The organism is Streptomyces sp. NPDC053426 (genome assembly GCF_055585405.1).
The window spans coordinates 18,771-31,691 of sequence record NZ_JBVJKE010000005.1; the positions used below are offsets into that span (position 1 = coordinate 18,771).

Consider the following 12,921-nt stretch of genomic DNA (forward strand, 5'->3'; position numbering starts at 1 on the left):
CGTGACCGAGCCCCGTATGCACATCATCGAGACCTACTTCGAATGCTGCGGCTTCGACCACACCTTCCTGCAGGGCGGCACCTCGGTCTACCTGTGGAACCTGTCCCGGGAGTTCGCCGCGCGCGGCCACCGCGTCTCCCTCGTCACCCCCGCGCACGGCAGACTCGACGACCTGCGCGGCAGGTACGAGGTGGAGGACCTCGGCTACACCGACGAGTACCGGCTGCCCCTGGTCCTCGACCCGGACGTGTGGGACGGCTTCCCCGCCGAGGTCGAGCTGCCCGTGCGCACCACCGCGCACCGCATCCGCCTCGACGGCGTGGACCTGTACTTCCTCTCCAACGAACACCTCGACCGGCTCCCGGACACCTTCTACCCGCCCTACTCCGCCAAGGGACGGGACCTGGTCTTCTTCAAGCCACTGGTCTTCCAGGTGGACAGCGTGCGCTTCCTGCGCCACTGGTTCGGCGGGGAGCGGGCGATCGTCCACGCCCACGAGCCCTTCTACCACTACCTGCTGCCGGCCGCGCTGCGCGACGATCCGACGAAACACGTCGTCAGCACGGTACAGAGCAACATGCCGATCACCAAGAAGGTCTACGCGCCCGAGGTACGCCGCCTCCTCGGACTCCTGGGCGCCGAGGCCTCGTTCCCGCAGGAGGAGCGTCCGCCGGCCGGCCCGGACCTCGAAGCGGTCCGCCAGTACCAGCAGCTGACGCATCTGCACTACGAGTACCCGCCGGACCACGTGGCCCTCTACCGGCTGGTCCTCGAGAACGCCGATCTGATCGACTTCCTCTCGCCCGGCCAGCTCGACTTCTACGCCTCCTTCCGGGACACCCCCTTCGAGTCCCTCTTCACGCGGCTCCCCCTGGCCGCGGCCGTGAAGGAGAACGCGCACAAGATGTTCGTCGGAGGCTGCGCGATATCCGACCGGTGGCTCGGCTGGGACCCGGGTGAGGTGGACCGGGCGGCGGTCCTGGAGGGCCTGGGGCTGGACCCCGCGCTGCCGACGTTCTTCCACAACGCGCGCTACGCCCTGCACCACAAGGGCCAACTGGAGCTGATGCGCGCCGTCGACCGGGTGCTGGGCGACGGCCTCGCCGCGAACTTCGTGGTGCGCTGCATCTCCGGTGCGCCGCTGGAGGACCCCTACTTCCGCGAGGTGGCCGAACGGCACCGGGGCCGGCTGCACCTGGAGTCGGAACGGGTGGACGAGCGGCGGGTGTTCGAGTATGCGGCGGCCGCCGAGTTCTGCCTCTTCCCCTCCAAGTTCGAGATGGACACCTTCCTCATCGCCCAGGGCGAGGCGATGGCCTGCGGGACGGTGCCGATCGCGACGGCGCAGGAGGGCATGGCGCACTTCCTGCACGCCCGTCCCGAGCCGGAGACCACCGGCCTCGCCGTCAACCGCTCCTTCGCCGAGGACGACCCGCTGCTCACCGACGCGCTCGTCCTGCGCATCCGGGAGGCGGTGGCCCTGTGGTCCGAGGACCCGGCCCGCCACCGGGAACTGTCGGCCCGGTCGGCCGCGGTCGCCCGGCAGTTCACCTGGGAGCACTGCGCGCAGCTGCACCTCGCCGCGTTCGGCCGCCTGTGGCGGGGTGAGCCGGCCGAGCTGCCCGTCGAACGCGCCTTGCGGCACGGCTGGTTCGACCTGCTGAAGGACGAGGAGATCACCGAGGAGGCGGCGCTCGCCCACGGCGACCTGACGGCGTACGCGCGCCGCGCCCCCGTCGACACCCCGGCCGCCCGGCGGTTCTTCCACGCGGCGTGGGAACGGGCCGACTTCACGACGTGCGAGCGGATCGTGGACCGTTTCCCCACCGCCGTGACCGACGAGGAGGAACGGAGCCTGCGCGAACGGTGCTCGGTCACCGACGACGGCGCGCTGGTGTACCGGCTGCCGCACGCCGAACGGGTGGAGCTGGTGACCCCGGACCGCGGCTCCGCGGTCCGGGCGCTGCCCGAGGTGCGGGAGCTGCGCCGCACCGGGGCCGGCGTGTTCGAGGGGCCGCCGCCGGCACCGGGAGCGCGGCTGCTGCTGACGCTGTCCTCCGGCCGGGTCACCTGGGACGAGGCCCGTCATGGCTGAGCGGTCGGGGGTACGCGCGGTCCTGCTGGCGGGCGGCGAGGGACGACGCATGGGTCCGCTGGGGACGGGGCGCCTGAAGCCGCTCGTCCCGTACGGCGGCGCCTGCCGGCTGATCGACTTCAGCCTCGCCAACGCACGCGCCTCGGGTCTCGCGGAGGTACTGCTGCTGTCCCAGTACGAGGAACGCCTGCTGATGGACGACCTGCACCGGGTGTGGAACCGGGACGCCGGCTTCCGGGTCCACTTCGGACCGTACGACGACGTCTACCGGGCCGCGGGCGACGCGCTCCCCCGCGAGCTGCCCGAACGCACCTGGCCGGCCGAGCGCGGCACCGCGGACGCCCTGATCCGCAAGGCCGGGCACGTCTTCGGCGGTGACCCCGAGCAGGTCCTGGTCCTCCACTCCGACCACGTCTACCGTTTCGACTACGGGCCGCTGATCGCGGAGCACCGGGCCGGTGGCGCCGCCCTCACCATCGCCTACCAGCGCATCGAGCGGCGCTGGGTCCACCTGTTCGGGATGGTCGACTTCGACCGCGCCGGCCGGCTCACCGCGTTCGTGGAGAAGCCCGCCGAACCGACCAGCGACCTGGTCTTCGCCGCGTTCTGCGTCTTCGACGCCGCGGTGCTGCACCGCTACCTGGAGAAGCTGGACGGCACCGACTGGCAGCACGACATCAGCCGGGACGTCATCCCGGCGATGCTCGCGGGCGGCGAGGACATCCGCGGCCACGAGGTCGTCGGCCACTGGGAGGACATCGGCACCGTCGAGCGCTACCACCGGGCGCACCTGATGCTCGCGGCCGCGGGGCCGCGGGCCGGGCTCCCGGTCGAGCGGATGCCCAGGACCGTGCGGCCCGGGGTGGACCGCGGCTGGGTGGCCGACTCCCCGGGCGTGGTCGCCTCGTTGATCCCCGCGGACCTCGTCAACGAAGGCCGGGTGGAGCACAGCGTGCTCTTCCCCGGTGTCACCGTCGGGGCGGACGCGCGGGTCCGGCGCAGCGTGCTGTTGCCGGGCGCCACGGTCCGCCCCGGTCAGGTCGTCGACTCGGCGGTGGTCCTGGAGAACGGACACGTGCAGCGGGTCGAGGACACCGCGGCCGTCACGGAAGGAACCCGTACATGAGCCTGTCCCCCTACGACGTCCTGGTGGTCGGCGGGGCCGGCGTGGACACCGTCGTCCGCGTCGAGACCCTTCGCATCCCGCCCGGCGACTCGCTGCACGTGCCCCCGGTGTACGACTACGTCGCGCACACCGGCAACGGCGTGGCACTCGGCTGGCACGCCCTCGGCCTCGCCACGAAGTTCATCGACTTCCTCGGGGACGATCCCCAGGGTCACGCGGTGCTCGCCGCGTACGCCGAGCGCGGCCTCGACTTCAGCCACGTGGTGTCCCCGCACGGCACCCCGCGCGGCGTCAACCTGGTCGACGCGCAGGGCCGCCGCTTCTCCTTCTACGACTCCCGGCACCCGGAGGACCTGCGGCTGCCCCGCGCCTTCCACCTGCCCCATCTGGAGCGGGCGCGCCACGTCCACCTCTCCATCGTCGGGCACAACCGCGACCTGTACGCGGACATCCGCCGGCTGGGGGTGACCAGCTCCACCGACCTGCACGACTGGGACGGCGTCAACCCCCACCACCGCACCTACGCGCTCGCCTCCGACTACGTCTTCATGAGCGCCGCGGCCGTCCACGACCGGATCGACGAGGTGCTGCACGGCATCGTCGACGAGGGCCGGGCCCGCTTCGTCGTGGCCACCGACGGGGCCGACGGCTGCCACGTGCTGGTCCGGGGCGAGGCGGAGGTCCGCCGCTTCCCGGCGGTGCGGCCGGAACGGCCGGTCGTCGACACCAACGGCGCGGGCGACGCCTTCGTCACCGCCTTCCTCCACGCTCACCTCGAGGGCCGCCCGCTGGAGGAGTGCGTTCTGGCCGGATCGGTGTCCGGGGCCTTCGCCTGCGGTGCCGCCGGCACCCACACCGAGTTCATCGACCTGCCCGGCCTGCGCGCGGCCTGCGCCCGCGCCGGCGCGGCCGAGTGAGGGAGCACCCGGGTGCACATCATCACCTTCTCCTTCGAGTGCGGTGGCTTCGACAACCGGCTGATGCGCGGCGGGCTGTCCCCGCTCGTGTGGAACCTCTCCCGCGAGTACGCCGCCCGCGGCCACCGCGTCTCTCTGGTCACCCCCGCGCACGGTCATCTGGCGGCCTTGCGGGAGCGGTTCGACGTACGGGAACTCGACTACCACGACGCGCACACGGTGCCGCTGGTGCTCGACCCCAAGGTGTGGCCGGACCAGCCCACCGGGACCGGCCTCCGCCTCGACACCCGTGCCCACCTGCTGCGCCTGGACGGCGTGGACGTGTACCTGCTGTCCGACGCCTTCCTGGACCTGCTGCCGGACCGGCTCTACCCGCCCCCGGCCTTCGAGGGCCGGGACCTGGCGTACGTCAAGCCGCTGGTCTTCCAGGTCGGCGGCCTGCGGTTCATCCAGCGGTACCTGGGGGACGGCCCGGCTCTCGTGCACGGCTTCGAGCCCTACTACCACTACCTGCTGCCCGCGGTGCTCGCCGACGACGACCGGTACCGGACGGTGAGCACGGTCGCCGCGAACTCCCCCGTCACCCAGAAGGTGTACCGGCCGCAACTGGAACGGCTGCTGGAACTGTTCGGGGTACGAGGCCCGGACCTCGACGCCCTCGACGGGCCGGCGCCCGCCGAGGACTCCCCCCTGGCCACCATGGCCCGGGTGCTGGCCGGCACCCGGATGCACGCCGAGTACGGACCGGGCCACGTGGGGGTGTTCCCGCTGATCGTCGACAGCGCGGATCTGATCGACTTCGTGTCCCCCGGACAGCGCGACCACTACGTCACCTGGCAGGACACGCCGTTCGAAGCCCTGTTCCAGTCGCTGCCCGTGGCCCGGCGGCTGCGGGAGCGGCCGGAGCGGCTGCTGGCGGGGGGCTGCGGCATCGCGGACAGCTGGCTGGCCCGCGACCCGGAGGCGGTGGACCGGGCCGCGGTGCGCCGGTCGCTCGGCCTGACGGGTGCCGGTCCGGTCTTCTACCACGCCGCCCGCTACGCGGTGCACCACAAGGGGCAGTTGGAGCTGATGCGGGCCGTGGCGGAGGTGCTGGCCGACGATCCGGAGGTCGGCTTCGTGATCCGCTGCTCGACCGGGGGCGGTGGTGACGCTCCGGCGACGGTCGCCAACGCCGCGTTCCAGGAGCTCGCCGACCGGTATCCGGGCCGGCTCCACCTGGACTGGCGGCTCGCCGACGAGGAGACGCTGTTCGCGCACGCGGCGAGCGCCGACTTCTGCGTGTTCCCCTCCAAGTTCGAACTGGACGGCTTCCTCATCGCCCAGGCCGAGGCCATGGCCTGCGGCGCGGTGCCGGTCGCCACAGCCCAGCGGGTGACCTCCCACTTCGAACACCACCGGCCCCCGGAGGACCCGGCCTCGACCGGATTCTCGGTGCCCGGTTCCTTCCGCGACGACGATCCGGGGCTCGCCCGCGCCCTCACCGAGCGAATACGCGAGGCCGTGACGGTCTTCCGCACGGCACCGGACACCTACGCCCGGCTCTCGGGCAACGCCCGCCGCCTGGGCCGCTCGTTCACCTGGGCCCGCAGCGCGGAGGTGCGTCTGGCGGCCTACGAGCGTCTGCTGCGCGGCGAGCACGCACGGCCCCCGGTCGACGAACTGGTGAGGCACGGCTGGCTGGAGGCGCTGCCCCCCGCCGCCCATGACCGGCACCGGGACCTGATCGCGCGGGCGGCGACGGAACGCGGTGACGCCGTCGCGCTCGCCCGGGTTCTCGGGTGCGGCCTCGACGAGCTCGAAGCGGACACCTGGGAGCGGCTGTTCGCGTCGGCCCACCGCAGGGGGGACTTCGCCCGCTGCGCCGAACTGGCCCGGTGGGCGGCCCGGCCGGACCTGCAGTCCCGGCTGGCGGACCGCTTCCGCCTCACCGACGGTCCGGACGGCACCTGGCGCGTGCGGTACGCGCATCCCGGAGCGGACCGGGTCGAGCTGGTGGTCGAGGCGTCCCCGGCGGGCGCGGGCCACGCCCCGGACACGCAGGCCACCACCTCCGCGCCCACGGGCGTCACGGCCGGCGCGGGCGGCACGCCGGAGCCGGTCACCGAAGCCTTCGCCTCCGACGAACCGGCGCCCGCACCCGGCGGCTCCGTGCTGCGGCCGCTCACCGCCGAGGGGGACGGAGTGTTCACGACGACGCTGGCCGGGCCGCCCGTCGGGAGCCACGCCGTGGCCATGGTGACCCTGCGCACCGGTCGGGTCGTCTGGGACACCGTGCCGACCCGCACGCCCGCGTTCCGGCTGGTGGCGACCGACCTGGACGGCACGTTGCTGCGCGACGACCTGACGGTGTCCGCCCGTACCCGCCGGGCGCTGGAGCGGGTCGCCGCGTCCGGCGCCCACCACCTGGTGGTCACCGGCCGTCCGGCGGTGGCCTGCCGGGAGCTGCTGAACGCGCTCGGCTACCGGGGGCTGGCCGTCTGCGGCCAGGGCGCGCAGCTGTACGACGCCGGCGCCGACCGTCTGCTGTCCTCGACCCCACTGGACCGCGATCTCGCCCGCGACGTCGTCGAGAAGGTCGAGGCCGAACTGGGCCGGGTCGAGCTCGGCGTCGTCACCTCGCCCCCGGAGAGCCGGTTCAAGGTCACCCCCGGCTTCGGGGAACGGGTCCGTCACGGCTGGGACGTGACCACCGATCCGGACCTGCTGTGGGCGGCGCCCATCGACAAGCTGATCCTGCACCACCCGGGCGTCGACGAGGACCGGCTGGCCGCCGTCGCCCGGCGGCTGACGGGCGGTGCGGTGACCGTCGTGCACTCGGTCAAGGGCATGGTGGAGGTTCTGCCCCCGGGCACCGACAAGGGCACCGGTGCGGCCCGGGCCGCCGAACTGCTGGGCTTCACCGGTGCCGACACCGTCGCCTTCGGCGACATGCCCAACGACGTGCCGCTGCTGGCCTGGGCCGCCCACGGCGTGGCGGTCGCAGGCGCCCACCACGACCTGCGGGCCATGGCCGACGAGGTCGCGCCCGGCAACGACGAGGACGGGGTCGCCGCCGTCCTCGAACGCCTCTTCCCCCCGGTGGAGGTCCGTCCGTGACCCACCGCGACGCACCCGACGCGTCCCTGCGGGAACTGGCCCGCGCGCACGGCGTGAGCACCGAGTACGTCACCGACCGCGGCGACCGGGTCACCGTCGCCGCGGACACCCTGGTCGCGGTCCTGGCCTCGTGCGGCGTGGACGCGAGCACCCCGGACGCCGCCCGGCGGGCCCTCGGCGCCCGGCGCGCGGCGGACGCGGACCGCCTGCTTCCGGCCTGTGCGGTCGTCCGGGCCGGCTCGGCCGTACGGCTGCGGCTGCCGCCCGGCGCCGAGGCCCGCGTGGCACTCGAGGGCGGCGGGGAGAGCGGTCCGTCGGCGCCGCTGCCGCCCGGCGCGCACGTCCTGCACGCCGTCGCCGGCCGGCGGCGGGCGTGTGCCCCGCTGCTGGCCGTGCCGGAACGCGTCCCGGTGCCCGAGCGGCGCGACTGGGGCTTCCTGGTCCAGCTGTACTCGGTGCTCTCCCGCAGGTCCTGGGGCATGGGTGATCTCGCCGACCTGGCCGACCTGGCCTCCTGGTCGGCCCGCGCGCTGGGCGCCGGCTTCGTCCAGCTGGGACCGCTGCACGCGATGGAGCCCGGGCCGCTGCCCGATCCGTCACCGTACCGGCCGAGCTCACGGCGGTTCGCCGACCCCATGCACGTACGGGTGGAGGACGTGCCGGAGTACCGGTACCTGGACGGGGAGGCCCGCCGCGCGGTGGACTCCTGCGCCGCCCGGGCCCGGGCCCTCAACGAGCGCGTGCTGAGCGGCGGGGCGCTGATCGACCGGCAGGCGGTACGCGCTCTCAAGTACGAGGCGCTGCGCCGGGTGTACGAGGTGCCGCGGTCCCCGGGCCGTCGTGCGGCTCTGGAGGCGTTCGTCGCCCGCGAGGGCGGGGACCTGACGGATTTCGCCACCTGGTGCGCGCTGGCCGAGGTGCACGGTGGCGCCTGGCGGTCCTGGCCCGGCGGGCTGCGCGACCCGCGGTCGTCGCGGGTGGCCGAGGCGCGCGGGGAACTGGCGGAAGCCGTCGCGTTCCACCGCTGGCTGGCGTGGGTCACGGACGAGCAGCTCGCCGCCGCCCAGCACGCGGCGAAGAGCGCGGGCATGGGCATCGGCCTGGTGCACGACCTCGCGGTGGGCGTCGCCCCCGAGGGGGCCGACGCCTGGACGCTCCAGCACTGCCTGGCCGCGGGGATGAGCGTCGGTGCTCCGCCGGACGACTTCAATCCCCTCGGACAGGACTGGGGCCAGCCGCCCTGGCGGCCCGACGCGCTGGCCGCCGAGGGGTACCGGCCGCTGGCCGGGCTGCTGCGCGCCGGCATGCGGCACGCGGGGGCCTTGCGGGTGGACCACGTGATGGGTCTGTTCCGGCTGTGGTGGGTGCCCGAGGGCCGGCCCCCGGCCGAGGGAACCTACGTCCGCTACGACGCCGAGGCGATGCTCGGTGTGCTGCTCCTGGAGGCCCACCGGGCCGGGGCGGCGGTGATCGGCGAGGACCTCGGCACGGTGGAGCGCGGAGTCCGCGAGGAGCTGGCCGCGCGCGGTGTGCTCGGCACCTCGGTGCAGCGCTTCGAGTACCTGGGCGGGTCCGAGGGGCGGCACGGTCCGCTGCCGGCACGGCAGTGGCGCAGGAACTGCCTGGCCACGCTGACCACGCACGACCTGCCGACGACCGCGGCCTGGCTGAGCGGGGAACACGTCGACCTGCGGGCCCGGCTGGGGCTGCTGACCCGTCCGGAAGCGGAGGAGAAGGCGCAGGCGGTGGCCGAACGGGACGGCTGGCTGGAGGAACTGCGCCGGCTGGACCTGCTGCCCGACGCCGACGGCGAGGTCGTCGCCCTGCACCGCTTCCTGACCCGTACGCCCTCGGCCCTGCTCGGCGTCTGGCTTCCGGACGCCACCGGCGACCGCAGGCCCCAGAACCTGCCCGGCACCGCCGAGGTGCACCCCAACTGGAGGCTGCCCGTGGCGGACCGGCACGGCCGGCCGGTGCCGCTGGAGGACCTGCCCGACCACCCCCATGTACAGGCCGTCGGCCGCGTGTTCGGCGACGGTGAACCGCACGGAACGAGGACCGAGGAGAGAGATGTCAGGCCAGGCCCTTGCTCAGCTTGAGGGAGTCCGTGAGGACTCCGGAGGCTTCGACCTGCTGGCGCCGGACGGCACGCGGTACCGCGTGGACGTCACCGACGGAGTGTTCGATGCCCACAACCCGCTCCTCGCCGGCTATGTGGCGGGACGCCGCGTGGTGGCCTTCATGGATCCCACGGTGGACCGCATCTACGGCGACCGGCTGCGCGCCTACCTCGACGCCCGCCTGGAGCCGGGCAGTTGGAGCGTGCACACCATCGACGGCGGTGAACGGAACAAGACGCTCACGGCGGTGGAACGGGTGTGCTCCGTCGCCAAGGCGTCCGGTCTGGACCGCCACGGGGTGATGCTCGCCGTGGGCGGCGGGATCGTCGCGGACGTGGTGGGCTTCGCGGCCTCGATGTACTCCCGCGGCATCCGCTACATCAAGGTCAACACCACCCTGGTGGGGCAGGTGGACGTGGGCGTGGGGGTCAAGACCGGCGTCAACGCCCTGGACACGAAGAACATGTTCGGCGCCTACCACCCCGCACACGCCTCGCTCAACGACCCCGCCCTGCTGGCCACCCTGCCGGCCCGGGAGATCCGCTGCGGTCTCGCGGAGATCGTGAAGATGGCCGTGATCCTCGACGCCGACCTCTTCCGGACGCTGGAGGAGCACCCGGACACCTTCCTGCGCCCGGGGGGCGGCGAGCTGGAGACGTACGTGCTCCGTACCTCCATGCGGCTGATGATGGAGGAGCTGTGCCCCAACCTCCGCGAGCACGACCTCGCTCGGCTCGTGGACTTCGGGCACACGTTCAGCCCGGTGATCGAGACGGCCGGCGGCCACCGCCTGGAACACGGCGAGGCGGTCGCCGTCGACATGGCCCTGTCGGCGCACCTGGCCCGGCTGCTGGGGCTCGTCGACCCGGAGAGCTGCGAGCGCGTGGTGAGACTGCTGCACCGCATCGGCCTTCCCGTGTTCGACCCCGCCACCTGCACGCCGGAGCTGATGACGCAGGCCCTGCACTCGTCCTGGCAGCGGCGGGGACGTGAGCTGAACCTGGTGGTGCCGACCGGCATCGGCAAGGCGGACTTCGTCCGGCGGCTGGAGGACGTGCCCGCCGAAGTGCTGGGGGCCGCTCTGGAAGCGCTGGCGCGCGACGGGAGGACGTCATGACCGCCGAGGACGTGGTGAACCTCGACACGCTCCTGCGGAGCAAGGAACACGATCACGGCGGGCTGGGCACCATCCGCGCCCACCGCCTGTTCTCCCGCGCCGGGGGGAGTACCGGAGCGGAGTTCGTCGACATCGCCGTACTGCCGCCCGGTACCTCCATCGGGCGCCACCGGCACGGCCGCGACCGTGAGACGTACGTGGTGCTCGACGGCACCGGCGTGATGTACCGGGACGGGGCCGAGTTCCGCGTCGGCACCGGGGACGTCGTCGTCAACCGTCCGCACGGCGAGCACGGCCTCGTCAACGACTCGGCCACCGACCTGTGGCTTCTGGTCTTCGAGGAGGAGCTCAGTGACGATCCCGCGGTCTGACCGCCTCGCCGCCGTCACCACGGCGGACGGCCCTTTGACGGACCACCCGGCCGATGCCGCGCCTGCCGCGCACCGCGCGGGCCCCGGCCGGTCCGGCGACGTCTTCACCGTGCTGGACGTGGGCGGCACGACGCTGCGGACCGGAAGTTACGACCCGGCGACGGCGGCCGTCTCCCGCGTGCGCCGGGTACCGGTCGAAGGGCTGGCCCGTCATCCGGGGGACTCCGTGGCCGGACTGCAGCGCCGCGTCGTGGACCAGATCGCCGACGAGATCGGCCGGCACACCGCGGGTTCGGCGCCGCGCGCCGTCGGCGTGGCCTTCGCCGGGCCGATATCGGCCGGCGGCCTCGTCCTGGCCGCCCCCACGGTGTGGGGGCGGCGCGGTGCCCCGCTGCCGTTGGGGGAGCTCCTGACGGAGCGGATCGGCGTGCCGGTCGTGGTCGTCAACGACCTGACCGCCGCCGCCTGGCGCCGCGCGGCGACGGAGACCGAGCCGTTCTGCCTGATCACCGTCAGTTCCGGCATCGGGAACAAGGTCTTCCGCGGCGGCGAGGTGCTGCTGGACGCGGACGGGCACGGGGGCGAGCTCGGCCACTGGGTGTGCGACCCCTCCCCCGAGGCACCGCTGTGCGACTGCGGCGCGCGCGGCCACCTCGGTGCCGTCGCCTCCGGCCGGGGCGTGCTCGCCGCGGTCCGCCGTGCGGCGGACGCCGACCCGGCCGGCTTCGCCCGGTCCCGGCTGGCCGCGCACTGCGGTGGCCGCGTTCCCGGCGTCGACAACCCGGCGATCGCGGCCGCGGTGCGGGAGGGCGACGCGTTCACCACGGAGGTGCTGCGCGGCACGCTCACCCGTCTCGCGCAGGCGATCGGGGCCGTCTTCGCCTCCATCGGTGTGTGCCGGTACGTCCTGATGGGCGGCTTCGCCCTGGCGGTCGGTGAGACCTACCGCAAGCTGCTGGTGGACGAGCTGGTGCGGCTGGGGTGCTTCGGCCTCGACGCGGACGCGGTCGACGCCATGGTGTCGCTCGGCGAACCCGACGACGACCACGGCCTGATCGGCGTCGGCAGACTGCTGGCCGACCGGATCTCCCTGCCGCCCCGGACGGGTGCGCGATGAGCGCCGGGGGCACCCTCGTCGTCGGCAGCGGTTTCGTGGGCACGGGCATCGCGCGGCGGCTGGCCGCGGCGGGCGAGTCCGTCACCGTCACCTCGCGCCACCGCCCGGAACACCTCCCGGACGTACGGGGGGTACGGTGGCACGCCCTGGACGCCACCGATCCCGTGGCGTGCGACCGGCTCGTGGCCCGGCTGGGGCCGCGGCGCATCGTCCTCGTGCACGGCCCGTCCGACGTCACCTGGTGCGAGGAGCACCCGGCCGGGGCCGTCTCGGCGCACACCGCCGGGGCCGCCAACTTCGCCGCGGCGGCCCGGGACGCGAGACTGCTGCTGATCTCCACCGACAACGTCTTCGACGGGTCCCGCCCGGACAACGCCGAGGACACCCCGGTCTCCCCGGCCAACGCCTACGGCCGTGCGAAGCTGCGGGCGGAACGGACCGTGCTCGACGCGGCGGCGGACGCGGTGGTGCTGCGGGTCAGCCTCGTCTACGGCCACGAACCGGCGGACGCCGGCAAGTGGCTCAACTTCTTCGCCTCCTGCGCGTACCGGCTGCTGCGCGGCGAGCCGGTCACGGTGCCGCGGGACCAGTGGACGACACCCGTGCTGGTCGACGACGTCGCGGAGGTGACGGCGGCCGTGCTGGGCGCCGAGGCGCCGCTCCCGCCGGTCCTCCACCTGGGCGGACCCGACCGCGTGAGCCGTGCCGCGTGGGCCTCGGTCGTCGCCGGTGCCCTGGGGGCCCCGCCGCATCTGGTCGTGCCGGTGCCACGGGCGGCCACCCGGTACGCCTCCCGCCCGGAGAACGCGTGCCTGACCGGCTCCCTGCTCGGCCGGCTGCCGGCCACCCGGGCGATCAGGATCCGCGGTGTGCGGGAGGGTGCCCGGGCGCTGGCCCCGGCGTTCACGGCCGCACGCTGAAGCCCCGTCCGGGCGGCGCGACCGTCCGCCCGGCCCGTC

The 12,921-nt window shown here is 74.1% G+C and carries 9 protein-coding genes; all 9 read left to right on the forward strand.

The window, feature by feature from the left end; all coding sequences use genetic code 11:
* Position 1 precedes the first annotated feature (1 nt).
* Genes ACZ62B_RS11890 through ACZ62B_RS11930 form a run of 9 tightly spaced genes read left to right on the forward strand, consistent with a single transcriptional unit; the run spans position 2 to position 12,882 of the window.
* Positions 2-2,095: a glycosyltransferase gene (locus tag ACZ62B_RS11890; protein WP_469690080.1), complete on the forward strand. Its 2,094-nt coding sequence runs from the start codon at positions 2-4 to the stop codon at positions 2,093-2,095.
* Positions 2,088-3,221, forward strand: coding sequence for a sugar phosphate nucleotidyltransferase (locus tag ACZ62B_RS11895; RefSeq protein WP_344556199.1), 1,134 nt, complete (start codon positions 2,088-2,090; stop codon positions 3,219-3,221). Before ACZ62B_RS11890 ends, ACZ62B_RS11895 begins: the two co-directional genes overlap by 8 nt.
* Positions 3,218-4,138, forward strand: coding sequence for a carbohydrate kinase family protein (locus ACZ62B_RS11900; protein WP_468878945.1), 921 nt, complete (start codon positions 3,218-3,220; stop codon positions 4,136-4,138). The genes ACZ62B_RS11895 and ACZ62B_RS11900 overlap by 4 nt, the downstream gene beginning before the upstream one ends.
* Before the next feature lie 12 nt (positions 4,139-4,150).
* Positions 4,151-7,237 carry an HAD-IIB family hydrolase gene (locus ACZ62B_RS11905; protein ID WP_344556203.1) on the forward strand — a complete coding sequence of 1,029 codons (3,087 nt, stop codon included), beginning with the start codon at positions 4,151-4,153 and terminating at the stop codon, positions 7,235-7,237.
* On the forward strand, positions 7,234-9,336 hold the full coding sequence (gene malQ / locus ACZ62B_RS11910) for a 4-alpha-glucanotransferase (protein WP_468720737.1): 2,103 nt from the start codon (positions 7,234-7,236) through the stop codon (positions 9,334-9,336). The genes ACZ62B_RS11905 and malQ overlap by 4 nt, the downstream gene beginning before the upstream one ends.
* A complete protein-coding gene (locus ACZ62B_RS11915; RefSeq protein WP_468878951.1) occupies positions 9,308-10,474 on the forward strand; it encodes a sedoheptulose 7-phosphate cyclase in 1,167 nt (388 codons plus the stop codon). Before malQ ends, ACZ62B_RS11915 begins: the two co-directional genes overlap by 29 nt.
* On the forward strand, positions 10,471-10,845 hold the full coding sequence (locus tag ACZ62B_RS11920) for a cupin domain-containing protein (protein ID WP_344556209.1): 375 nt from the start codon (positions 10,471-10,473) through the stop codon (positions 10,843-10,845). Before ACZ62B_RS11915 ends, ACZ62B_RS11920 begins: the two co-directional genes overlap by 4 nt.
* Complete coding sequence (locus ACZ62B_RS11925) at positions 10,826-11,962, forward strand: ROK family protein (protein WP_468889071.1); 1,137 nt, start codon at positions 10,826-10,828, stop codon at positions 11,960-11,962. The genes ACZ62B_RS11920 and ACZ62B_RS11925 overlap by 20 nt, the downstream gene beginning before the upstream one ends.
* Positions 11,959-12,882, forward strand: a complete 924-nt coding sequence (locus ACZ62B_RS11930) for an SDR family oxidoreductase (protein WP_344556213.1) — start codon at positions 11,959-11,961, stop codon at positions 12,880-12,882. Before ACZ62B_RS11925 ends, ACZ62B_RS11930 begins: the two co-directional genes overlap by 4 nt.
* Positions 12,883-12,921: the final 39 nt, after the last annotated feature.

Bases quoted from the DNA above. Each gene is read 5' to 3' on its own strand.
- ACZ62B_RS11915 (WP_468878951.1), top strand. From the start codon at position 9,308: ATGTCAGGCCAGGCCCTTGCTCAGCTTGAGGGAGTCCGTGAGGACTCC.
- ACZ62B_RS11920 (WP_344556209.1), top strand. From the start codon at position 10,471: ATGACCGCCGAGGACGTGGTGAACCTCGACACGCTCCTGCGGAGCAAG.
- ACZ62B_RS11900 (WP_468878945.1), top strand. From the start codon at position 3,218: ATGAGCCTGTCCCCCTACGACGTCCTGGTGGTCGGCGGGGCCGGCGTG.
- ACZ62B_RS11895 (WP_344556199.1), top strand. From the start codon at position 2,088: ATGGCTGAGCGGTCGGGGGTACGCGCGGTCCTGCTGGCGGGCGGCGAG.
- ACZ62B_RS11930 (WP_344556213.1), top strand. From the start codon at position 11,959: ATGAGCGCCGGGGGCACCCTCGTCGTCGGCAGCGGTTTCGTGGGCACG.